Origin of the sequence: Pseudomonas sp. ML96 (genome assembly GCF_000761545.1) — a bacterium.
GTDB lineage: Bacteria > Pseudomonadota > Gammaproteobacteria > Pseudomonadales > Pseudomonadaceae > Aquipseudomonas.
Genome location: NZ_JPMY01000029.1, coordinates 60,344 through 83,502, shown reverse-complemented (window position 1 = coordinate 83,502; position 23,159 = coordinate 60,344). Strand labels below are relative to the sequence as shown.

21 protein-coding genes are annotated in these 23,159 nt (G+C 61.6%); 7 read left to right on the top strand and 14 right to left on the bottom strand.

The features are described 5' to 3' along the window. Window positions 1–241: IS30 family transposase (locus IP89_RS15415; protein WP_043310474.1), on the top strand; the 241-nt coding region annotated here is incomplete at its 5' end. A gap of 102 nt (window positions 242–343) precedes the next feature. Here IP89_RS15415 and IP89_RS15410 read toward each other — a convergent pair. Further along, a complete protein-coding gene (locus tag IP89_RS15410; protein WP_043310473.1) occupies window positions 344–937 on the bottom strand; it encodes an NADPH-dependent F420 reductase in 594 nt (197 codons plus the stop codon). 11 nt (window positions 938–948) lie between these two features. Further along, entirely contained in the window at window positions 949–1,701 is a 753-nt protein-coding gene (locus IP89_RS15405; RefSeq protein ID WP_043310472.1) for a 3-oxoacyl-ACP reductase family protein, read from the bottom strand. A gap of 110 nt (window positions 1,702–1,811) precedes the next feature. Here IP89_RS15405 and IP89_RS15400 point away from each other — a divergent pair, with 110 nt between their 5' ends. After that, window positions 1,812–2,738 (top strand): LysR family transcriptional regulator, encoded by a 927-nt coding sequence (locus tag IP89_RS15400; RefSeq protein ID WP_043310471.1) that lies wholly within the window; start codon window positions 1,812–1,814, stop codon window positions 2,736–2,738. A gap of 241 nt (window positions 2,739–2,979) precedes the next feature. Here IP89_RS15400 and IP89_RS15395 read toward each other — a convergent pair whose 3' ends face one another. Continuing rightward, complete coding sequence (locus IP89_RS15395) at window positions 2,980–3,957, bottom strand: quinone oxidoreductase (protein ID WP_043310470.1); 978 nt, start codon at window positions 3,955–3,957, stop codon at window positions 2,980–2,982. Between the two features lie 18 nt (window positions 3,958–3,975). Further along, the gene (locus IP89_RS15390; RefSeq protein WP_043310469.1) at window positions 3,976–5,028 is read right to left on the bottom strand and encodes an aldo/keto reductase; all 1,053 of its coding nucleotides are present in this window, start codon (window positions 5,026–5,028) and stop codon (window positions 3,976–3,978) included. 241 nt (window positions 5,029–5,269) lie between these two features. On the opposite strand from IP89_RS15390, the gene IP89_RS15385 reads away from it, so the two are divergent. Further along, window positions 5,270–5,872: a Crp/Fnr family transcriptional regulator gene (locus tag IP89_RS15385; RefSeq protein ID WP_043310468.1), complete on the top strand. Its 603-nt coding sequence runs from the start codon at window positions 5,270–5,272 to the stop codon at window positions 5,870–5,872. On the opposite strand, the gene IP89_RS15380 is transcribed toward IP89_RS15385, so the two are convergent. The 5 genes from IP89_RS15380 to IP89_RS15360 all read right to left on the bottom strand — a co-directional run bounded on the left by IP89_RS15380 (window position 5,858) and on the right by IP89_RS15360 (window position 12,727). Further along, window positions 5,858–7,576 carry an AMP-binding protein gene (locus tag IP89_RS15380; RefSeq protein ID WP_043310487.1) on the bottom strand — a complete coding sequence of 573 codons (1,719 nt, stop codon included), beginning with the start codon at window positions 7,574–7,576 and terminating at the stop codon, window positions 5,858–5,860. The genes IP89_RS15385 and IP89_RS15380 overlap by 15 nt on opposite strands. Window positions 7,577–8,180: 604 nt before the next feature. Continuing rightward, window positions 8,181–9,362 carry a 3-(3-hydroxy-phenyl)propionate transporter MhpT gene (mhpT, locus tag IP89_RS15375; RefSeq protein ID WP_043310467.1) on the bottom strand — a complete coding sequence of 394 codons (1,182 nt, stop codon included), beginning with the start codon at window positions 9,360–9,362 and terminating at the stop codon, window positions 8,181–8,183. Between the two features lie 88 nt (window positions 9,363–9,450). Further along, window positions 9,451–10,029, bottom strand: coding sequence for a DUF3237 domain-containing protein (locus IP89_RS15370; RefSeq protein WP_052081109.1), 579 nt, complete (start codon window positions 10,027–10,029; stop codon window positions 9,451–9,453). Between the two features lie 66 nt (window positions 10,030–10,095). Beyond that, complete coding sequence (locus IP89_RS15365; protein ID WP_052081108.1) at window positions 10,096–11,961, bottom strand: CocE/NonD family hydrolase; 1,866 nt, start codon at window positions 11,959–11,961, stop codon at window positions 10,096–10,098. 37 nt (window positions 11,962–11,998) lie between these two features. After that, window positions 11,999–12,727, bottom strand: a complete 729-nt coding sequence (locus IP89_RS15360) for a TorF family putative porin (RefSeq protein ID WP_043310466.1) — start codon at window positions 12,725–12,727, stop codon at window positions 11,999–12,001. A 254-nt stretch (window positions 12,728–12,981) separates the two neighbouring features. On the opposite strand from IP89_RS15360, the gene IP89_RS15355 reads away from it, so the two are divergent. Beyond that, window positions 12,982–13,851 carry a helix-turn-helix domain-containing protein gene (locus IP89_RS15355; RefSeq protein WP_256203153.1) on the top strand — a complete coding sequence of 290 codons (870 nt, stop codon included), beginning with the start codon at window positions 12,982–12,984 and terminating at the stop codon, window positions 13,849–13,851. 6 nt (window positions 13,852–13,857) lie between these two features. On the opposite strand, the gene IP89_RS15350 is transcribed toward IP89_RS15355, so the two are convergent. The 4 genes from IP89_RS15350 to IP89_RS15335 all read right to left on the bottom strand — a co-directional run bounded on the left by IP89_RS15350 (window position 13,858) and on the right by IP89_RS15335 (window position 19,430). Further along, window positions 13,858–15,105 carry a thiolase family protein gene (locus tag IP89_RS15350; protein ID WP_043310464.1) on the bottom strand — a complete coding sequence of 416 codons (1,248 nt, stop codon included), beginning with the start codon at window positions 15,103–15,105 and terminating at the stop codon, window positions 13,858–13,860. Next, entirely contained in the window at window positions 15,102–16,964 is a 1,863-nt protein-coding gene (locus tag IP89_RS15345) for a feruloyl-CoA synthase (RefSeq protein WP_043310463.1), read from the bottom strand. The genes IP89_RS15350 and IP89_RS15345 overlap by 4 nt, the downstream gene beginning before the upstream one ends. 132 nt (window positions 16,965–17,096) lie before the next feature. Continuing rightward, window positions 17,097–18,545 (bottom strand): aldehyde dehydrogenase, encoded by a 1,449-nt coding sequence (locus IP89_RS15340; RefSeq protein ID WP_043310462.1) that lies wholly within the window; start codon window positions 18,543–18,545, stop codon window positions 17,097–17,099. 54 nt (window positions 18,546–18,599) lie between these two features. Further along, window positions 18,600–19,430: a p-hydroxycinnamoyl CoA hydratase/lyase gene (locus IP89_RS15335; RefSeq protein ID WP_043310461.1), complete on the bottom strand. Its 831-nt coding sequence runs from the start codon at window positions 19,428–19,430 to the stop codon at window positions 18,600–18,602. A gap of 260 nt (window positions 19,431–19,690) precedes the next feature. On the opposite strand from IP89_RS15335, the gene IP89_RS15330 reads away from it, so the two are divergent. Continuing rightward, complete coding sequence (locus IP89_RS15330) at window positions 19,691–20,161, top strand: MarR family winged helix-turn-helix transcriptional regulator (protein WP_043310460.1); 471 nt, start codon at window positions 19,691–19,693, stop codon at window positions 20,159–20,161. Between the two features lie 19 nt (window positions 20,162–20,180). On the opposite strand, the gene IP89_RS15325 is transcribed toward IP89_RS15330, so the two are convergent. Continuing rightward, window positions 20,181–20,891 (bottom strand): GntR family transcriptional regulator, encoded by a 711-nt coding sequence (locus IP89_RS15325; protein WP_043310459.1) that lies wholly within the window; start codon window positions 20,889–20,891, stop codon window positions 20,181–20,183. 187 nt (window positions 20,892–21,078) lie between these two features. Between IP89_RS15325 and IP89_RS15320 the strand changes: the two genes are divergently transcribed. Further along, on the top strand, window positions 21,079–22,137 hold the full coding sequence (locus tag IP89_RS15320) for an aromatic ring-hydroxylating dioxygenase subunit alpha (protein WP_043310458.1): 1,059 nt from the start codon (window positions 21,079–21,081) through the stop codon (window positions 22,135–22,137). Next, on the top strand, window positions 22,134–23,087 hold the full coding sequence (locus tag IP89_RS15315) for a PDR/VanB family oxidoreductase (RefSeq protein WP_043310457.1): 954 nt from the start codon (window positions 22,134–22,136) through the stop codon (window positions 23,085–23,087). Before IP89_RS15320 ends, IP89_RS15315 begins: the two co-directional genes overlap by 4 nt. The last annotated feature ends 72 nt before the right edge of the window (window positions 23,088–23,159 follow it).

The window sequence follows — 23,159 nt, the reverse complement described above, 5'->3', positions numbered from 1 at the left end:
TACCCTGGCGACGGACATCCAGGTCTATTTCTGCGATCCGCAAAATCCCTGGCAGCGAGGGACGAATGAAAATACCAATGGCCTGCTACGGCAGTACTTTCCGAAGGGAATGGATCTCTCGCTCTACTCGCAGGATGAGCTGGATGTAGTCGCTCGGCAGCTGAACGAGCGCCCCAGAAAGACTCTGGGATACTCGACCCCTGCCGAGTGCTTTAACCACGCTGTTGCGTCGACCGGTTGAGTCCACAGCCAATAGCTGCCTTTGGGGAAACCTGCTCTTTGCCTGGAGGAAGCCCTGCCGGTGCTGATTTACGACCAGCACCGGTAAGGCGTTCACCATATCTCAGCCGTGCTTTACCAGATTAAGACCAGGAAGCGGCCCGCCAGGGAATTGAGCAAGTTGGCCTTGCTCCAGGTCACCGAGATCAATGCCGTGGAACCCAAGCAGATTAATCATCTCAACAACTTTCCGCTTCGCATCGACATGCTCGCCAGATAGAAACAGCACGCGCTTACCACCTTCGGAGCCAGGGCTTTCCAGCAAGGCCGGAGACAGATGGTTGAATGCCTTCACCACCTTGGCACCCGGCAGCATGTCTGCGATCAACTGCGTCGAAGGCTTGCCATTCAACGGGAATGGTTTGAATAGCGGAGCCTCGATTGGGTTATTGGTATCGATGACGATGCGACCGTTCCACGGCCCCAGTTCCTCGACAGCGGCTGGTATCTTCGACCAGTTCACTGCTAGGAATACAACCTCAGCCTCGCTCGCCTCCTTGGTGCTGACAGCTCGCGCATTGGCCCCTAACTCGTCCACTAGCTGCTTGAGGCTTTCAGGGCCACGGCGATTAGAGATAACGACTTTCAATCCTGCGCCTACAAGCAGTCGAGCGATGGCGCTACCAATGCCGCCTGCTCCGATGATTCCGATGCTCATGCTGTGCCTCCTTAAGCGGTGAAGCCGCCGTCGACAAGCAGCTCAGCACCGCTTACGAATCCAGCTTCCGAGCTAGCCAGATATGCGACAGCACTGGCGATGTCCTTGCCTTCTCCATATCGACCCACGGCAATGTTGGGTCGAACGAAGTCAGCAACCGGGCCGTCAGCCGGGTTCATGTCACTGTCAGTAGGCCCAGGATTCACAGTGTTCACTGTGATACCGCGAGGCCCAAGATCCCGTACCAGCCCACGGCTGAAGCCAGCCACAGCTCCCTTCGTCAGGGTGTAGGCAGAGGCAGTACCGAAAGCAGCGTGCTGCACCATGGAGCTACCGATGTGGATGATTCGACCGCCTTTACCCATGTACTGAAGAGCCTCTTGGGTGGCCACGAATACACCAGTGACATTCACCGCCAGAATGCGCTGGAAGTCTTCGAAAGAGATGTCTTCAGGTGCGCCCAGAACACTGATGCCGGCATTATTGACCAAAATGTCGACCTTGCCGAAGAGCGTGGCAACTTGCTGCACGGCTGCACGCACAGCCTCTGGGTTGCCTGCGTCAGCAGCCAACGCAATGGCGTTTCCACCTGCGGCGTTGATTGCATCAACCACAGCTGTGGCTCGATCCGCTGAAGCGTTGTAGGTAATGGCAACGGTGGCGCCATCGGCGGCCAGACGTTTGGCAATCGCAGCACCAATGCTGCGAGAGCCGCCAGTGACGATGGCGACTTTTCCGGTAAGAGGGAGAATTGTGTGGCTCATGCTTAGTACCTCAAGTGGGTGATTGGTGAGCCTATGAAGCCCTTTTCTTTTCTCACCCAGTAGTCGGTAGTAGCTAGAATCACTTTCAACTATTACTTGAAGGTAAAGCCATGGAAACGCTGGCCAATCTGCAATCCTTTGTGCGCAGCGCAGAGGACGGCAGTTTTTCTGCCGCAGCACGACGCCTTGGCATTACTCCCGCTGCGGTAAGCCGGAATGTTGCCCAGCTGGAAAGCAACCTTGGCGTTCGCCTGTTCCTACGTAGCACACGCAGTCTCACTCTGACTGAAGCAGGTGAGCGTTTCCTCAACACTGTAGGAGGTGGGCTGGAGACCATTCAGGCTGCCATTGCAGATCTAACCAGCAATGCAGGGGAGCCTGCTGGTGTACTCCGCATTTCAGCTGCCCCAGCATTTGGTCGCGACTACCTAATGCCGCTGATGCCGCAGTTCATGAAAAAGTACCCGGCCGTGACACCTGAATGGCATTTCGATAATCGTCAGGTGGAGCTGATTTCCGGTGGTTTCGATGCCGCCATCGGCGGAGGAATTGAGCTTTCACCTGGAGTTGTAGCCAGGGATCTTGCTCCCGCTCATCTCGTGTTAGTAGCGACGCCGGATTACCTATCGGGGCGCCCACAGGTGCGCCGCCCTGAGCAACTGAATAGCCTTGATCATCTAGCCATGCGCTCCATGCGAAGCGGCAAAGTACGTAGCTGGACACTACAAGGCCTAAAGTCACAGCAGGCCGCTCTGGAGTTGCATCCATGCCTACTGGTCAACGACCCACAGGCGCTTTGTCAGAGCGCCCTTATGGGCTTAGGTGTCGCGTTGTTGGCGATACCTGATGTACTCGGGCACTTGGAGAGCGGCGCCCTGAAACGCGTCCTTCCCGACTGGTATGTCGACGCAGGGCCAATCTCGCTGTACTTCGCTAGCCAGAAGTTACTACCAGCCAAGACCCGAGTATTTGTTGACCTACTGGTGGAGCATGCCCGCAAGCAACAGTGGGCAAAGCGCTTTGATGCGAGAACGTAGCTAGCCTCGCTCTCCTCGCTTGGCCTAGCAAGCACGTCTGCCAGGCGCTAGCGATCAACTCAAGAAGGCATCTTGGAGCATCTCATCCAGGCCCTTGGGCCTACGGCTCAGCAATCTTTCAAGCATTGGGTTCGCCTCGTCGAACATGGCCGGGAGCAGACACTGGTGCCGGCTCCTATCCCCGCACACAAAAAAGCCCCAGACAATCGGCTGGGGCTTCACTGCGCCTGGGGAGACACCTTTATGGCTTCAGAACAACCTTTCCTGTGGTCTTTCTTGCCTCGATCAGACGATGAGCCTCAGCCGCATCTGACAAGGGCAACACCTCGCCCACCTGGATCTGCAATTTGCCACCGAGAACCAGCTTGATTAGCTCACCCAAAGTCTCTCCCAGGATGTCGGGGCGCTCGAAGTATTGAGCGATGCTAAACCCTTGGATGCTTCGGTTGGAGAACACCAGATCGCCCGTATCTATAGTGCTGAGAGCGCTCTCGGCACCGCCGAAAACTACCATCCGACCAAATGGTGCAAGAGATCTGAGTGCTGCCGGCAAGACCTGGCCGCTCACCATTTCCATGACCACATCGACGCCGCGCCCATCAGTCAGCGCTCTGACCTGCTCATCCCAACCTGGGAGCGTGTAATCAACCGCGTGGTCAGCACCAAGGCTCAGCGCCAATTCACGCTTAGCTGGGCTACTGGCGGCGGCAATCACCCTGCCTGCACCCATGCTCTTAGCCAGTTGCACGATAAGTGACCCTACCCCACCCGCCGCCGCTTCAACGAGGATGGTTTCGCCCTTCTGGAGCCGAACAGCATCTACAAGACTCCGATATGCAGTCACGCCCTGCACAAACAGTGCTGTCATCTGCTCTGGCGTGATCCCTGCCGGCACGGGGATGAGCTGATCAGCACTTGCCACTGCATATTCCGCATAGGCCCCGTTAGCAGAAGCCACGAATACCATTGTGCCTACAGGCGGGGTGGTAACACCCTCTCCGTGCGCCTCAATCACCCCAGTCATCTCGTAACCCAAAATGAAAGGCAGCGGCGTGGGCTCAGGATAATTTTCACCACGGCGGCGCATGACGTCTGCGAAGTTCACGCCCGCAGCTTTGACTCGCAACAGCACCTCACCGGCTGCTGGTTGAGGAGTCGGAACATCTTCATAAATCAGTTGCTCAGGGCCACCAGTCTGGTGAAAACGTACAGCTTTCATTGGAGTCTCCTTAAGAAATCAAATAACCGGAATGATGGAAGAGCGAATGTCACGCCCGCCGGACAGTGCAGGCAACATCTCGACGACCTGCTGATGAGGAATGCCAAGCTCAACGGCACTTGCTGCATTGAGGCGCTCGAATTGCTCGTCGCTCATCTCCACACTTAGCGCACCAAGGGTGGCGTCGAACTGCTCACGGGTGCGCGAACCAAGAATCGGAATTAGGGCTGTGCTGGAACGACTCGCCTTGTGGAGAAGCCATGCAACGGCCACTTGAGTCGGGGTGCTGCCAAGCTCGGACGCCACGGTAAAGAGCGCATCCAGAATTGCTGTTTCCCGCGCACTCTTTTCCCCATGAACCAGGATGCCCAGCTTGCTTGCTCGTGTTTCTTCAGTCGTGGCGCGGTACTTCCCAGTAAGGAAACCGCCACCGAGAGGTGACCATTGGGTAACTGCAAGGCCGAGAGCCTCGGCCATCGGCAGTAGTTCACGATCTGCGGTGCGCTCAGCAAGGCTGTACTCGACCTGAATTCCTGCAAGGGGCGCCCAGCCCCGCAGTTCTGCCAGCAGATCAGCACGTGCAATTCGCCAGGCTGGGAAGTTGGAAAGTCCGGCGTAGTGGATTTTGCCAGCGCTAACGAGGTCATCAAACGCACGCATAATCTCGTCGATTGGCGTAGCGCCATCAGAAATGTGCGCCCAAAGTAGGTCGATATGGTCGGTGTTGAGACGCTTGAGACTCTCCTCCACCGAGCGAATCATGTTCTTGCGGTTGTTGCCCGTGCGCCCAATACCATCGCTCGGCGTCGTACCCATCGTGTACTTGGTTGCCACTACAAAATCGTCGCGCTGAGATGCGATGAACTCGCCGAGCAGAATTTCGGCCTGCCCCGCCTGGTAGCCATTCGCGGTATCAAAAAAATTCCCGCCCGCATCCACATAGCCGTCGAAAATTTTCTGCGCTTCGGCACGCTCTGCGCCATGCCCCCAGCCAGTACCAAAATTGCCAGTGCCCAGTGCCAGCTGAGATACGCGGAGGCCGGTTCGGCGGCCCAAGGTGGTGTAACGCATGACAATCTCCTCCGGAGTGATTGGTAGAAATCTTTATATGATCATCATCATATCATCGAGATCGACTGTCATCTGAATTTAGTCGATGATCCAGATTGAGGATGTCTATCGAGCAGGTTCTCCGTGCTGCAACCTCATAGCTGCCTGCCTGCCGGCCGACACGATGCGAGCCATCACATTGAGAGCCATGCTCAGCCATACAAACGCGCTCATAAACGGCTCAATACACAGGTGACTCAACATGCAGCCAATCGACGGCAAGCTTGCCCTTCGAGAGCAACTGATGAACCTAGGAATCTCCGAGCCCGCCACGCATGAGCGGCTCCTCGCGCTTGCCCGGTACAGCGAGGTCGAAAAAGACGCATGTGTTATCAAAGCGGGCCAACTCCCCACCCATTTCTATGTCCTGCTTTCAGGGTTGGCCCGCTACTACTACTCCACACCTAGCGGCAAAGAATGGAATAAGGCGTTCTTTCATGAGGGACAGCTAGTCGGCTCACTCAGCTCCTTTCTCAAGAAACAGCCATGTGCTTACACAATTGCTGCGCTGGAGAGGTGCCAATTAGCAGCTCTGCCACTCAGCATATTTGATGAACACCATGGCCTCGGCGAGCAACTACAAATGCTCCTCAACCGTTACATCAGAGAGATCATGCTGCGCAACGAGGAGCGCGAGGCCATGCTGCTGACCCTAAACAGCGAAGCGCGTTATCTCTGGCTGCTGGAGCACCAAGCATGGCTGGCTAGACGCGTGCCGCAGTACCACCTAGCAAGTTACTTGGGTATAGAGCCGGCATCTCTATCTCGCATCAAGAAGCAAATACCCTTGTCAGCTCAACAGTAGCTCTTCCACATGCAAATTGAGCCGCTGAACCTGGTCGCGGCACCACTCTTCCTCGCCTGCGGGGACATCCCATAGTTGGACGACCAACTGGCCACTGGTAGTGTGACTTGCCTTGATGCCAATGCGCTCGCACTGCCGCATCAGCAGCTCAGATAGCAGCGTCTCTGTGACTTCCTCACGCAGCTTCGGCTTGAATACCTTGCCGACCGCAGTCACCGGCAAAGCATCTAGGATGACGACCCTCTTGGGGCATGCAGGACGCTCCGCAATATGTGTCATTGCATAGTCTTGCAGATCCTCGCCAGAAACCGCTGCGCCTACTCTCAGCTGCACGAAAACAACCGGCAACTCACCTGCATACTCATCAGGCATGCCAACTGCCGCTGCCATGCTTACAGCAGGATGCTGCTCCAGGCAGCCCTCGATAAGCGCAGGATCAATGTTATGCCCACTGCGGATGATCAGATCCTTAGCCCGTCCAGTGATGAACAGGTTGCCCTCCTCATCCAGATGTCCCAAATCACCAGTTCGAAGCCAACCATCAGGTGTTAATGGGGAGTTAGCTCCAAGGTAGCCGGGAAACACCATCGGGCTTCGGACATATATTTCACCACCCTCGATCCGAGCCTCCACGGGAGCCACGACATGGCCAACGCTTCCCCATACAGGTGCTCGGTCTAGCCTAGGTAATGCAATCACCCCACTGCTCTCAGTCATTCCATATGCCTGATAGAGCTGCCGCCCCACTTTCTCTTGAGCCAGCTCATGAAGCCTATATGGGACAGGGGCACCACCAGTAAGCAGGAAACGTAGAGTACTGATATCAGCCATCCCGAGCGGGGCATCCAGCATCGATGCCATAGATGTAGGAATGCCGCTGCTGATGGTTACATCTAGTTCGTCAATCAAACGCCAATGACTCTGGATGACCGCAGGATTTCTGAAGCCCGCCATTGTGGGTAACACCAGTTGGCCTCCAGCCCCCAGGATGGCCAAGCTATTAACGATGGCACCAGCCACGTGAAAAATGGGAAGACCATTTATCACGATATCGCCCCCTGTGATCTGCAAGCTTTCAATCACCGCAAGAGCCGCCGCTGTCTGGTTCGCATGTGTATGGCAAGCGAGCTTCGGCGTACCTGTCGTGCCTCCGGTGTGATAGTAAGCGGCGCTATCATGAGGCACCGGCAAGCTTCCCTCGGTCGGAGGCAGGTCGCTATAGCTCAGAACATCAGCGTCATAGTGCAACTCACCACCACGAGTGTTAACGGAAATGCAGAGAGGCCGATTGGGTAGTCGAGCAGACACCCGCTGAGTCTTCTCCCACACGTCGCTCCCTGACATCGGGCCAACGGAAAAGATCAGATCTGTCTCTGCCCGCGACATAAGCTGGAAAAGCGCCTCCTCATTTAGGAGGGGGTTGAGAGGGTTGGCGATCCCCGCTGCTTCGGCAGACCAGAGAATCACCTGAGCTTGGGGGATGTTCGGAAGGAGAAGCGAGACCACAGGCTTTTCCTTGCCCGAGAGGCTTCTCATCATGTCTATGGACTTGTGCAAGCAGTGCATTAGCTGCTCAAACGTCTGAACCGACGAAGCACCAATGTTATGGAGGTCGTCAATGAACCGGATGGCTATGGCCTGAGGGGCTCTTCTTGCCGCCGCAGAAAGCAATTCATAGGTGGTTTGGGGGCTACTTTTGCGCATGGTAATGAGCCTCATCGGAACAGAAGGCTGGATGATGATCCGCCTTCGTGAAGGGCTCATTCACATTTATCAATGGCGCGAGAGGATTCAACCTGGTCAGTGACCACATCCTGATGAGCGTCGCCTATTGGCCGTTAATAGCCACTCAAGACAAGCCGTCTCGCCAGAGTTCAGCAAAATCCTCAACAGAGCTGAGGCCGACTGAGGCCCGCGGCTCACTAAAGGCTACCCTGCCCGACCGATTCCTTGCCCGATGCACGGCCGGCGGGCGGTGCGAGAAGTCTAGAGCATCAGCAGATCCTGACCAGAGGCATAGCAACGTAAGCGGCAGGCGATTCTTGGTGAACGGGAGGTCCCGACACAAACAGGACGCGCTGAATGGAGCCCCACACATCCATGTCGACACGCGAACCAGGATGACTAAGCCATCCTGGTTTAGTGATACCGAATATGAGTCAGCTTGACTCCAGTATGACTGCTCCAGCTCTTAGCCATCGCCGTCTCTGACGCAAGACGCAGCAATGGGGAGATCCAAATAGCCGCTGAGGGCTGCGAGCGCAACCAACCGAATTAGCCAGCCGCGCAACTCTTACACTACGACGGCCTAATCTCGCTGTAGCACCGTCGCTGCCGCACCAGCCGCCAGCAGCACTATCGGTGAAGCAGCAAGCAGCAAACCACTCACCCCCGCTCCACCTGCAAGCATCTGCCCCGCCAATAGCGGCCCGCTCATTGAACCCAATCTCCCTACGGCCACAGCCACACCTACTCCTGTGGCCCGAACGTCGCCAGGGTAAATACGCGGGGCCAATGCATAGAGAATTAGCTGCCCCCCCACAGCACAAGCACCAGCCAAAAGACCTGCAAAGTACATAGCTTGCAGCAACTCGGCTTGGCCCAATGCAGCGAGAGCTACAAGCATGCCCGGATAGGCCAGTAATACAGCCAACATGGAGCGCCCTTTATCCATGAGTCGGCCCGCAACCAACGAACCACCTACCCCACCAAGATTGAAGAGGACTTGAATGGCCGCAGCATCGAGACGGCTAAGACCGCGCTCGGTCAGCAATGTTGGCAGCCAGTTCAGCAACATGTAGAGGATCGTTAACGTGCAGAAGCAGCTGCACCATAGTAGAAGAGTGGTGAAACCACGACGGCGGCCGAACAGTTCACTGGCACTCTCTGCCAGCGTCAACCTCTGCAGGCCAGAGGTCTTCGACTCAGGCAGCCAGATCAAGAGCAACACAGCAACGAACAACGGAACAATGCCACCAACATAGAACACCAGCCTCCATTCGCCACCGACGGAGAACATACCGATCAGCGCTGCGCAGGCTCCGCCTAAGGGAACACCGCAATACGTCAAGCTGACCGCCATATTGCGCAGGTCGGCAGTGGCTACCTCAGATGACATCGCTATCAGAATCGGCAGCGCAGCGCCCATACCCAGCCCAGTGATCAAGCGCGCCGCAATCAGTTGCTCATAGGAGGAGCTGTGCGCAGTGAGCAGGGAGAACAAGCCAAACAGGACGACGGCGGAGATCAACACACACTTGCGTCCGAAGCGGTCGGCCAGCCACCCACCCACCACGGCACCGGGCAGCAGCCCGATCAGGCCGGCGGTGAACACCCAACCCAGTGCCGCCGAGTCCAGGGCAAACTCGCGTACCAGGTGTGGCGCGGCAACGCCGGTCGCCTGCAGATCCAGGCCTTCGAGCAGAGCAACGATGAAACAGAGCCCGATCGTCCGCAGCGAGCGGTGCGAAGAGGCAGGTGAACTGGACATTTGAACCTCGGTTTTATTCTTGTAATGGCAATGCACGACACACAGAAAGCAGCCAGCCGGGCTGCGCCCGGCTGGCCAGGAGCAACGCTTACAGACCGTCCATCTTGTAGACGCCGATCAACACTTCGTCCGCGCTGACGTCGTCGATGGTGCCAACGAAGACATAGTCGTTGAGCCAGGCATGCTTGCCGGGCTGGGTGTTGAACTTCGGCGAGGTGCGGCAGTAGTAGTCGCTCTCCACCAGCTCGATGCCCTTGGCCTGCTTTGCCAGGCCTTCGGCGGTCGGGCGCCAGATGCCGGCGTTGTCGATGATGATGATCTGGCCGTCGTCGGTCTTCAGGCGGTACAGGGCTCTGATCAGGGTCACGCCGTCGTTGCGTTCCACCGACATGTCAGCCCCGCCAGACACCACCGTGCCCTTGACGCCCTTGCCGACGAAGGTGCCGCCAATGATCGGGTAGTTAATGCGATGGCCGTCGGGCCCTTTGCCCATGTCCTCTTCCGGGCCCAGCTTGACGTTGATCTGCATCACCAGCTCGCTGTTGATGCGGTTCGCCTTGGTTTCTTTCAGCTCCGCAGCCAGCGCGCTCTGGCCGATGCACAGCAGCGCCGCGGCGCCGACCAGACCCAACAGGGTGCTGCGATGATTGTTCGTACCAATTTTCATGGGTTGTACTCCTACAGACTGTCTTGAAAGGGTTGCAGCCGGGCCACCAGGCCCGACTGCCTGAAGTTACTGTTGCAATGGATCGGGCCGGCAGGGCTGCTTGAGCAGGCTGTCGCAGGCCGGCTGCGCCACCGGCACCTTGACGCCCGTCAGCTCGCCCAACACCAGTTGCGAGGGGTGCTCGGCGTCATGTAGCACCTTGTTTCGCGCCGCCAGGGAGAAGGTGTCGAAGCCGTAGCCACCGGTACGGCCCGGCGCATCGATCCAAATGCGCAGGCGCGAGCCGGCACGGAACACATGACCGAACGGCGACAGTTCCACGCGCCCAAGTGCCGGCTGGTCGGGCTGCATCGGCAACACGCCATCGGGCTCGTCCTGCAGCCAGGGGCGCAGCACCGTGGAGCGCTCTTCATCCAGGGCACGCGCCGACATGCGCAGCCAGCCACGCTGCACGTAGACCTCCTGCCCGTCGGGCAGCAGCTGGGTCAATGTCACCTGCACATCCAGATCCGGGCCCAGCGGGGTGGACAGCCACAGATCAGCACTGCCCGGGCCGTGGGTGACCAGGTCGCGCTTGAGCGGCGCACTGGTGTAGGCCAGGCTGCCATTCTTCCAGCCGTGCTTGAGCTCGCCCCAGGCGTTGTCCACCTCGTAGGTGTTCACGTCCGGGCCGGCCACCGGGTAGTCATACTCGTCCGGCTCGCCGCTGGACTTGCCACCCTCCACCAGAGTGCCTCCGGCGCCGAGGGCGAAGGAGACCGGCTCGACCTGCACCGGGAAGCGCTGGCGGGTGATCACCCAGCCGGGCTTGGCCTGCTCGTTGAGCTGATGCGGATCGTCGCGCTGGCTGGACGCCGTCTCCTGCCAGATTTCCACATGCGGATTTCGCTCAAAGCCGTTGTCGCGGCCTTTAACAAAGTGGTCGAAGAACGCCACCAGCTTGTCGCGGAACTGCAGCGACTCGTACAGATCGTGCGGGCCGTTGCTCTGCACCAGCCATAGCTTCTCGGGGTCAAGGGTTTCCTGGTAGTAGCCCTCGCGCGCCATCACCGCCTCGTCCTGCCAGGCGGCGAAGGACAGCACCGGCACCTGGATCAGGTGCGTGCGGTCGCGCGGGCTGCGCAGCTTAGTCCAGTCGTCGCGCAGCGGGTGGCGGATCAGGTTGTACATCAGCGAGTGCTTTAGCACGCCAGCCTGGTTCTCGGCCAGCTGGGCCAGGCAACGCTGGTCGTTCTCGCTCTCGGCGCTGGTGCGCACGGCAGCCCAGCGCTGATCGAGATACCAGTGCCAACCGCTGACGAACTCCGGTGCAGGTACGCCGCCCGGCGCCCAGCTGTCGCCACGCGCGTCACCCAGTACCATGCCCGGTGCGATGGCTTTGAGGCCACGCGGACGCTCTGAGGCGGTCATCAGCTGCGACATGCCCGACCAGGACCAGCCGAACATGCCGACATTGCCGTCGGACCAGCTCTGACTGGCGGCGAATTCGATGGCATCGCGGCCATCGGTACCATAGGCCGGGCCGAGGAAATCGAAGGTGCCCTGGGAGCAGCCAGTGCCGCGCGCCTGCACGCCCATAACCGCGTATCCCTGCGCCACCAACTGCTTGTCTAGGTCGACGGAGAAGGTCTCGTCGTCGGCCAGGTAGGCCGCGCCGCCGATGCTGCCGGAGTCGTAGCCGCTATAGCGCACCAGCACCGGAAACTTGCCCTCACCCTTCGGCAGCAGCACCGAATAGCGCAGCTCGGTGCCGTCCTTGGCCTTCACGTAGCCTGTCAGGCGCTTGCCCCAGAAAGGTTGCCAGGTGCGCGCTGGCGCCTCGCTGACTTCCTGGCCGGGAATGTCCTGGGCTGCCATCGCGGCGGTCGCTGCCAGCAAAGTCAGGCCGCAGGTGCCGAGCTTGATTGCTCTGTTGAAGCGTTGTCTGTACATGAGTCGTGCCTTGAATACAGGTCGAGATGGAAGGAGGTCAGAAGAACTTGGCCACCGACGCCACGAGCGTTGCCGAACACAGATCGTCGTAACCGTTCACCGAGGCGCACTCGGCCTTGGAGAGGTCGGTATCGATATAGGCAAGGCGCCAGTCGAGGCCGAGCAGCGACTTGTTCAGCCCCACTTCCCAGTCGTAGTAGGTGCTACGTGCAGAGCCGTCGCCGGAGACATAGATGTCGTCCTTGGCGTCGCTGTAACCGTAACGCAGGTCAAGGCTGGTTTCGTAGGGCAGGTCGAAGCTGTAGCCGAGCCAGAGCACGTTGCGATCATCGCTAAACGGCTTCACTTCCTTGGTGTACTTCATGCCAACAGTGGCGCCGTATGCGCTCAGCGTACCGATCCACTCCCCGTAGTTAAATTCACTGTCCTTGGGGTAGTCGTACTCGTAGTAGGTCAACGTCGCGCTGATGTCCTCGGTCAGGTCGCGGGCGATCCCCACGTAGTAGTCGTACTCGCGATTGGTGTCGGTGCCGAAATCGACGTTGGAGGTGAACACGCCGACGTACAGTCCGCTTGAGTGATTGATGCTGGCATCGACCCACAGTGCCGGATCACCCAAGGTCTGGGAGACGCCACCGGTGCGGTAGTCACTCAAGGCGGTGACGACCAGACCCAGGGAAAAATCATCATTCAGCTCGATGGCGCCGGCCGGTAACGACAGGCCCAGCAGCAACCCGCCGAGCAGATACCCTTCTCTCTTGTTCATGCACTTCCGCTCCGTTCTTATTCGTTGGAATGGCAGAAAAGCCGCTTTCATTTTTGTTATTTAAATTATCTGTATGTGCAACCGATATGCCGAGAGCATGTCCGTAAGCACCTACGGAACCGATGATTATCCTTGCCCGCCGCTATTTCTATCCATCTTGCGCATAGGTAAACGCCCTGATATTGTGCATTATAGTTAACTGTATTAACTTTAATTGCAGAGGAAGAGCCGTGGACGCTCCCGTATCGGTCCAGGTGTTCGACACCCTCGATGTCGAGCAGCAGCGCACAGCCATTGGTGGCTGGGATCAGCAGTACGCGCAAATGTCTGCCGGGCGCTTCCAAGGCCGCATCGTGCATGCTCAGATGGACGGAATCGCCGCCTATGAAGAGCGCATGAACACGCGCGTGGAGCAGTATTTCCAAGCTCCCGCCAATGCCTTGGTGTTCAGCTTCGACCTGAGCGGCGACACGCTCTATCTGCTCGACAGCCAGAGTCGCAATACCTGGATCACTCCGGAGAATTATCGGGAAACCGCTGTGGTGATCGACCTCGATCGGCTCGGCACTCGTTATCCGGAGGAGGTGCTGGAAGAGCTTGCGCTCTTTCCGCTACGGTCGCCGCAGGCCAAGTTGTTCGGCTCCTGGCTAAGCAAGACCCTGAACAAACTGGCTGACGCGAAAGCGCCCTCGGGGGGGCAGGACCTGTCGCAGCAACTGGTCGAAGATTGTCTATACGTGCTCGAGTGCTCGCTGCCCATTTCCGATCAGCGCCAGCAGCGGCGCCTCACACAGAACCGCAAGATCATCAACCGCGTCTTCGAGCTGACTAACGCCTACCCGGAAGACATCTTCAACGTCCTGCAACTGGCCAAGGCAGCGGGCGTGTCGGTTCGCCAGCTGCAGCAGTCGTTCTTTCAATACACCGGCCTCGCGCCCACGGCCTGGTTGCGCCTGCGCCGCCTCAACGCCGCCCATCGCGACCTGCTGAATGCCTCGCCGGAACACACCACCGTGGCGGAAATCGCCATGCGCCGCTGCTTCTGGCACCTGGGACGCTTCGCCGAAAGCTACCGCGAGCTGTTCGGCGAATCGCCCCGCTGCACCCTGCAACGACGCCCCTGATGGCGCTCAGCGGCTGATGAACTGCGGGTTCTCCAGCAGCACCGCCATGCCCTGCCCGCCGCCGATACAAGCTGCGGCCACACCATAGTGATGCCTGCCCTGCTGCAGCTGGCGAGCCAGGGTCATGCACAGGCGCAGGCCGGTGGCCGCCAGCGGATGGCCGATGGCGATAGAGCCGCCGCAGCGGTTGAGACGCGCATCCCGGATCCCCAGCTCCTGCTGTACCGCCAGCACCTGCGCGCCCTGGGCCTCGTTGATCTCGAACAGGTCGATGTCGTCCAACTGCAGGCCGCTGCGACTCAGCAGCAGACGGATCGCGTCGACCGGGCCGATGCCCATCACTTCGGGCGCCACACCCACTGCGCTGACCGCCAGCAGACGAGCTAATGGCGGGCGCGTGGCAGTGGACTCGCGCCCGACCAGAGCGGCCGCCGCACCGTCGACCACCGCGCAGCTGTTGCCGGCCGTCTGCACGCCGCCGGCATGCACCGGGCGCAGCCGCGCCAGGGACTCCAGGCTGGTGCCACGCGGATGGCTGTCGGCGGTGACCGCCTCGACGCCGCGCGGTAGCTCGATACCGCGTGCTTGGTAGCCGGGCAGCTCGAAGCGCTCGGCCACCACGCTGACCAGATCCTCGGCGTACCAGGGCAGCTCACGCGCCACTAGGGCCCGCTCGAAACTGGCCAGGGCGAAGGCATCGACCCGCTCGCGACTGATGCCGTACGTACGGGCCAGGTTCTCCGCCGTGGAGATCATATCGATCCCCGGCGCCGGGTCGTACAGCGCCTCCCAGAGGAAGTCCTTGAACTCCACCGGCGCGCCCAGGCGAAAGCCCTGGCGGTGGGTGTAGGCGGCGATGGGGTTGCGTGACATCGATTCGGCCGCCACGCACAGCGCCAGCTCGGCACCGCCGGCCAGCTCCAGGCCGGCCTGGCGCAGCAGCTCGAAGCCGGTACCGCAGATGCGCTGCACGGCCAGCGCCGGCACTGCCTGCGGCACGCCGCTGTACAGGCCGATATGGCGTGGCAGCATGTAGGCATCGAAGCTGGCCTGGGCCATGGAACCGGCTAGTACGCACTGCACCGCGGCCGGATCGACAGCCGCGCGGGCAAACACCTCGCGCGCGACCTTGATCCCCAGGTCGATGGGCGAGACCTGCGCCAACGCCCCGCCACAATCGACCCAGGGCGTGCGCACCGCATCCAGGAGCGCCGTATCGGCAAATGCCGAATAGAGCCCGCCCGGCTGGATCATGGCGCCACCTCATAGCGGATCACCTGCTCTTCCCTGCCACGGTACAGCTCCTCCACCTGGGCGGCGCGCACCTGCAGCACGGCGCGCTGGTTGATGCTGCCCTTGTCGGTGATCTCGCCACGGTCGATGGATGGCGGTTCCTGCAGCAGGACGATCCATTCCACGCGATTGGCATTGCCAGTGGCCTGGCGATTCAGGCGCTGCAGCCACTCGGCGAACCAGGTTCGCACCACGTCGTTGGCCAGCACCTCGGCATCGCTGGCCGACGCCTCCAGCTGCGCCAGCGCCCGGCACTCAGGCAGACGCGGGAATACCAGCAGGCCCAGGCATTCGCGATCCGGCCCGGCCACCACCACATCCTGCACGTAGGGCGAACCGTCCAGCACCGAGCGGTTGCGCAGCGGGCCGACGCTGACGAATACGCCGGAAGAAAGCTTGAAGTCCTCGGCGATGCGCCCGTCGAACATCAGCCCCAGTTGCGGCTGCTGGGCATCGGCGAACTTCAGTGCATCGCCGGAGCGGTAGAAGCCCTCCTCGTCGAAGGCCTCGGCGGTCTGCTGTGGCGAACGCCAGTAGCCGGCCATGATGTGCGGCCCGCGAAAGCGCGCTTCCAGCTTGCCCTCGAGCGGCACCAGCTTGACCTCGCAACCCGGCGCCGGCAGGCCGACGTAGCCAGCCATCGACAGCGGCCCGGTGGTGAAGGTGCAGGACGGCGAAGCCTCGGTCATGCCCAGCCCGGCCATCATGCGGATGCGCTCGCCGCAGTGCTGCTCGGCCAGCCGGTCGAGACGATCCCAGACGCTTTGCGACAGGCCCGCCGCGGCGAAGAAGAACAGCTTCATGCGGCTGAAGAAATTGCTCCGCAGCTCGGCGTCGCGTTCCAGCGCGCCGGCCAGCTCCTCCCAGCCCTTGGGCACGGTGAGGTAGGCGGTCGGCGCGATTTCCTTGAGGTTGCGCAGGGTCTCGGCCATGCCCTGCGGGGTCGGCTTGCCGCCATCGATATACAGGCTGCCGCCGTTGTACAGGACGATGCCGACGTTGTGGCTACCGCCGAAGGTGTGGTTCCACGGCAGCCAGTCGACCAGCACCGGCGGTTCCACGGCGAACTCGGGAAAAGTCTGCAGGAGCATCTGCTGGTTGGCGCAGAGCATGCCCTGGGTGGTGGGCACGGCCTTGGGCAGCTTGGTCGAACCGGAGGTGAAGAGGAACTTGGCGATGCTGTTGGCGTTCGTTGCGGCGAAGGCCTGATCGGCCTGGCTGCAGTCGTCCTGCTCCAGCAGCTCGGCAAAGGCCAGACTGCTGCGCCCCGGCAGTTCACCACGGGTGAAGATCAGCGGCGTGGCGACCGGCGTCAGCGTCTCGATGGCGCGCTGGAACGGCTGCGCATCGGCGGCGAAGATCAGCCCCGGCTGCAGCAGGTCGAAGATATGCCGCAGCTTGGCCAGATCCTGCGACAGCAGCGCGTAGGCCGGCGACACCGGGCAATAGGGAATGCCGGCATACAGGGCGGCGAAGGCAAGCTGCAGGTGCTCCAGGTCATTGCCGGAGAGGATCACCAGCGGCCGCTCGGCGGACAGCCCGTAGCCCAGCAGCGCCTGGGCAAGCGCGCGCACGTTGCGCAGCATCTCGGCATAACTGATGCGCCGCCAGCTGCCATCGGCAGCCCGCTCGGCCACCAGGGTCGCCTCCGGCTTCACCTCGGCCCATTGCAGCAGGCGCTCGAGCAGGCGCTCGGGCATGGCCTGCAACGGCTCCTCGGGGCGCAGGTAGATAACCCCGTCGGCGCCGGGGCTGATGGTCACCGGCGGATGGCCGATGGCAACCTGGCGATAGCGCACCGGCTCCGGCCGCTGCGCCATGGATTCAACATTCACTTCGCCTTTCCTCTGTTGCGACGCCTGCGGAGGGATATTCGCATCCTGCTCCGGGCGCACGGATTGTTCTTGTTCTAATCCAACCGGGGCGCTTGCGCAGCGCCCCGCTACACGCCATCAGATCGGATAATGACGCGGCCCGTTCTGCACCGTCACCCAGCGCAACTGGGTGAAATGCTCGATCGAAGCGCGGCTGCCGAAGCTGCCGTAGCCGCTGGACTTGACCCCGCCGAAGGGCATCTGCGCCTCGTCGTGCACAGTCGGCCCGTTGATATGGCAGATACCGGACTCGACCCGCTGGGCCAGCGCCAGGGCGCGCGACACGTTGCGGCTGAAGATCGCCGCCGACAGGCCGAACTCCGAGTCGTTGGCCAGGCGCAGCAGCTCTTCGTCACCCTCGCCGCGCAGCACCACGGCCACCGGGCCGAAGGACTCCTCGCGGTACAGGCGCATCTCGGTGGTTACCTCGTCGAGCAGCACCGGCTGCATGATGCTACCGTCGAGCTCGCCACCGGCGACCAGGCAGGCGCCCTTGGCCACAGCATCATCCACCAGCGCCTTGATCCGCTGGCCGGCGGCGGCATCGATCAGCGAACCGAGCACCGCACCACCATCCTGCGGGTTGCCGGCGCGCAGCTTGGCAACGCGGAAGGCCAGTTTGAGCACGAAGGCATCGGCCACCTTGGCGTCGACGATCAGGCGCTCGGTGGACATGCAGATCTGCCCCTGGTTGAAGTAGGCGCCGAACACCGCCGCATCCACCGCGGCGTCCAGGTCGGCATCGTCCAGCACCAGCATGGGTGCCTTGCCGCCCAGCTCCAGCAGCGCCGGCTTGAGATGACGCGCGGCCAGCTCGCCGACGATACGCCCGACATGGGTGGAGCCGGTGAAGTTGACGCGACGCACCGCCGGGTTGGCGATCAGCCGCGCGACTATGGCCGGCGCATCTTCCGGAGCATTGCTGATGACGTTGACCACACCGTCGCCCAGCCCGGCCTCGTGCAGCACCTGGCCGATCAGGCGGTGGGTGAAGGGACTCAGCTCCGAGGCTTTCAGCACCACGGTATTGCCGCAGGCCAGCGGCATGGCCAGGGCGCGCACGCCGAGGATCACCGGGGCGTTCCACGGCGCGATGCCGAGCACCACGCCGCACGGCTGGCGCAGGCCCATGGCGAAGCTGCCGGGGACGTTGGAGGGGATCACCTCGCCGAGAATCTGCGTGGTCATCGCCGCCGCTTCGCGCAGCATGCCGGCGGCCAGTTGCACGTTGAAGCCGTACCAGTTGGCCGCCGCGCCAGTCTCGCTGGCAGCGCCCATGAACTCGGCCGAGCGCGCCTCCATCAGCTCGGCGGCCTTGAGCAGGCGCAGGCGCCGCTCGCCAGGCGCCAGCGCGGCCCAGGCAGGAAAAGCAGCCTGGGCCGCCGCTACTGCCGCATCGGCATCTTCCAGGGTGGCTGCGGCAACCCGCGACACCACCTCACCGGTGAACGGACTGCGCCGCTCGAAGGTACGGCCATCGGCAGCCGGGCAAGCCTGGCCGGCGATCAGCAGGGGCACGTCGAACATGGAACACCTCGGATAAAAATGTTGAGGGCTAGGCCCGCGGCCCAGCCCTGAGGCTCAGCGCTTGTAGGCCTGCAGGCCGGGCTTGATGCTCTTGTCGTCGAGGAACTGCTTCATGCCCTGCTCGCGGCCGCCTTCGGTGTCGAGCAGGCGCGACTGGTCGAGCTTGGCGTACAGGTAATCCTCGTTCTGCTCCCAGGTCAGCTCGCGGCAGCGCTTGAAGCCGATCTTGGCGGCGCGCAGCACCACCGGGTTCTTCTCCAGCAGGTTGTTGGCCAGCTCGATGGTGGTTTCACGCAGCTGCGCCAGCGGCACGCTCTGGTTGACCAGGCCCATGGCCGCGGCCTTCTGCCCACCGAAGGTCTTGCCGGTCATGATGTAGTACAGCGACTCGCGGTGGCCGCAGGTGTCGGCCATGGCCTTGCTCACCAGGTTGCCCGGCGGGATGCCCCAGTTGATCTCGGACAGGCCGAAGGTCGCCTCGTCGGCGCAGATCGCCAGATCGCAGGCCACCAACGGGCTGAAGCCGCCACCGAAGCACCAGCCGTTGACCATGGCGATGGTCGGCTTGGTGTACATGCGCAGCAGCTTCCACTGCCATTGCGAGGCCTCGCGGCGGATCTTCTCCTGGAGGATTTCCGGGCCGGCGTCGACTTCGCGGAAGTACTCCTTGAGATCCATGCCGGCAGTCCACGACTCGCCGGCGCCGGTCAGCACCAGCACGCGCGCATCGGCGTCCTGCTCCAGGGTTTCCAGCACCTCGACCATCTCGCGGTTGAGGGTCGGGCTCATCGCATTGCGCTTCTCCGGTCGGTTGAGGATCACCCAGGCAATCCCCGCTTCCACTTCGACCTTCACGGTTTGCCAGCGGCCTTCGTAGCTACTCATGTCACACGCCTCGTTTGTCTGTTTGGTGGTGTCAAACTAAGCGGTCAATTTAGTTATGTCAATTAACTATTATTTTAAAATCCGACATCCATCAAAGAGCGCAGCGCAGACCGGACCATACCGCGCATAGCCAGACAGGATTGGCGCGTGAATAACCAAGGGCGCGGCGCAGACCACGCTTTTCCGGCGTGCAGCGGCTGGGCATAAGCCGGGCAAATCATTACAATGCTTAATCATATCGACAGGAACAGGACAGTCCCATGCCGCGCAAGCCCAAAACCACGCCGCCCCCGGTTGCCTCGGAGGCACTCGACAGCGCGCTGAACAACCTGGTGGGTTACATGATGCGGCGCGTGCAGATGAAGCTCACCCAGCACCTCACCAGCCGGCTGGAGGAGCACGACATCCGCCCGGCGCAGTTCACCGCGCTGAGCATCATCGAGCAGTCGCCGGGGCTGATGCAGGCAGACCTGGCCAAGGCGCTGGCGATCGAGCCACCGCAGGCCGTGCTGATGATCAACAAGCTGGAGGCCCGCGGCCTGGCCATGCGCGTGCGCAGCAATCCGGACAAGCGCTCCTACGGCCTGTTCCTCAGCAAGGGCGGCGAGCAGCTGCTCAAGCAGCTCAAGGAAGTGGTTCGGCAAAGCGACCTGGAGTCCACCAGCGCACTGAACGCCGCGGAGCGCGAGCAACTGCTGTCGCTGCTCAACCGGCTCTACCGCGGCGCCTGAGCAGCGTTGCGCAGCCGCCTCACTGAATGATCTTCATCCCCTCGGCCGCCATGCCATTGGCCGCCCCAAACAGGCGGGCATAGCCCAAGGTCGCATTGGCGTGCTCGCGCATGATCGCCTCGGCCCTCGCGCCCTGCTGGCCCAGCACGGCATCCACCACCGCATGGTGCTGCATGTGGGCAAAATTGAAGCGGCGATATTCCTGGGCCAGGTTGTTGCGATTCACCGCCAGGGAACTGACCGAGGCAAACGGCAACTGATCATTGCGCGCCAATGCCGCAGCGATGGCCGGATTGCCGCTGGCCTCGACTATCGCCTGATGGAAGCGCTTGTTGATGTCGTGATACTCGGCAAGATCCTCTTCGCTGACATGGCCCTTGGCGAACAGCTGATCGCCCTGCAGCAGACACTCCAGCAGGACAGCTTTTAGCGCCGGAGCGACCCCGCGCTCGGCGGCCTGTCGTGCCGCCAGGCCTTCCAGCACCCCGCGCACCTCCACCGCTCCGGCCAGACCCTCGGCCGTGACCTGGCGCACGGCAAAACCCCGAGCACCCTGGCGGATCAGCAAGCCCTCCTGCTCCAGCGCGCGGAACGCCATGCGCACCGGCATGCGCGAAACCCCCAGGCGCTCAGCCGTGGGGATCTCGGCAACACGCTCGCCGCCAGGCAGCTCGCCATCGGCAATCATCTTGCGCAACACGCTCAATACCCGCTGCCCTGCACCGCTCATGGCGACCTCTTGATTGGATCCAATGCAGGCAGTGTACCTGCTCTCGATCTGTTCTTCGAAGTGGCATCCCGCCCAGAGATTAGTGCGATTACCGCCCGAACATGGATCCATTCAGGGCTACGCGGATAGGAATCCAAGCCTATTCGCCATAAATTGGATCCAATAAAAACAAAGCCTGAGGAAAGCCATGTTTCCGAAAAACACCTGGTACGTCGCCTGCACCCCGAACGAGATCGCCGAGAAGCCACTGGGTCGCCAGATCTGCAACGAAAAGATCGTGTTCTACCGCGGCCCGGGGGGCCGGGTCGCCGCCGTCGAAGACTTCTGCCCGCACCGTGGCGCGCCGCTGTCACTCGGCTTTATCCGCGACGGCCTGCTGGTCTGCGGCTATCACGGCCTGACCATGGGCTGCGATGGCAAGACCGTTTCCATGCCTGGCCAGCGCGTGCAGGGTTTTCCCTGCAACAGGAGTTACCCGGTGGAGGAACGCTACGGCTTCATCTGGCTATGGCCCGGCGACCCGAGCCAGGCCGACCCGGCACTGATTCCCCACCTGGAATGGGCCGACAACCCCAAGTGGGCCTATGGTGGCGGCCTGTACCACATCCAGTGCGACTACCGGCTGATGATCGACAACCTGATGGATCTCACCCACGAGACCTACGTGCATGCTTCCAGCATCGGCCAGAAGGAAATCGACGAGGTGCCTGTCACCACTCGCGTGGATGGCGAGCAGGTGGTCACCAGCCGCTTCATGCCCAACATCATGGCCCCGCCCTTCTGGCGCGCGGCGCTGCGCAGCAACGGCCTGACCGACGACGTGCCGGTGGATCGCTGGCAGATCTGCCGCTTCAGCCCACCGAGCCATGTACTGATCGAAGTGGGCGTCGCCCACGCCGGCAAAGGCGGTTACGAGGCGGCCGCGGCTGACAAGGCCGGCAGCATAGTGGTCGACTTCATCACCCCGGAAAGCGACACCTCGATCTGGTACTTCTGGGGCATGGCCCGCGACTTCAAGCCAGCCGATGCCGAGCTTACGGCAAGCATCCGTGAAGGCCAGGGCAAGATCTTCAGCGAAGACCTGGAGATGCTCGAACAGCAACAGCGCAACCTGCTGGCCTACCCGCAGCGCGCCCTGCTGAAGCTGAATATCGACGCCGGTGGCGTGCAGGCGCGCCGGGTGCTCGAACGCATCATCGCTCGGGAACAACCGGCTGAAGCCCTGGTTTCCAGGAGCGCGGAATGATCGACGTGACCATCCGCGCCATGCGCCTGGAAGCCCGGGACATCATCAGCCTGGAACTGGTGCAAACCAACCGGGAGCCCTTGCCGGCCTTCGCGGCAGGCGCCCATATCGACCTGCACCTGCCCGCTGGCCAAGTGCGCCAGTACTCGCTGTGCAACCCGCCGGATGAGCGCCAGCGCTACTGCATCGCCGTGCTCAAGGATCCCGCTTCCCGTGGCGGCTCAAGCAGCGTGCATGAGTCGCTGAGAGTTGGCCAGCAGCTACGGATCAGCCCGCCACGCAACCTGTTCCCCCTGGTGCCGAGCAGCGGGCGCAGCCTGCTGTTCGCCGGAGGTATCGGCATCACGCCGATCCTGTGCATGGCGCAACACCTGCACCAGCAGGGAGCCGACTTCGAGCTGCATTACTGCGCGCGCTCGGCCGAGCAGGCCGCCTTTGTCGAGCAGCTGAGCCACAGCGCTTTTGCCCGGCAGGTGCACCTGCATTTCGATGAGGGCCCCGAGCAGCAGAAGCTCGATGCCAGCCACCTGCTCGGCGCGCCGGCACGCGACCTCCATCTGTATGTCTGCGGCCCCGGCGGTTTCATGGAACATATCCTGGGCAGTGCCCGCGCCCAGGGCTGGGAGGAAAGCCAGCTGCACCGCGAATACTTCAGCGCCACGACCAGCAGCACAGCCGACGACGGCAGCTTCACTCTGCGCATCCACAGCAGCGGTCAGCTGCTGCAGGTTCCGCCGCACAGCTCGGCGCTGGAGGTGCTGGAAGCAGCCGGGTTCGCTATCCCGAGCGCCTGCGGCCAGGGCATCTGCGGTACCTGCCTGGTTCGTGTACTGGATGGCGAACCGGAACACCGCGACCTGTTCCTCGACGCCGCAGAACATGCCCGCAACGACCAGTTCACGCCCTGCTGCTCCAGGGCCAGGAGCAGCTGCCTGGTGCTGGATCTTTGACCTTGCAGCTTCCACTGGTTGCTTCACAGCAAGATAGCTCTGAGCATGAAGAAAGGTGGTTGGCCAACAGGA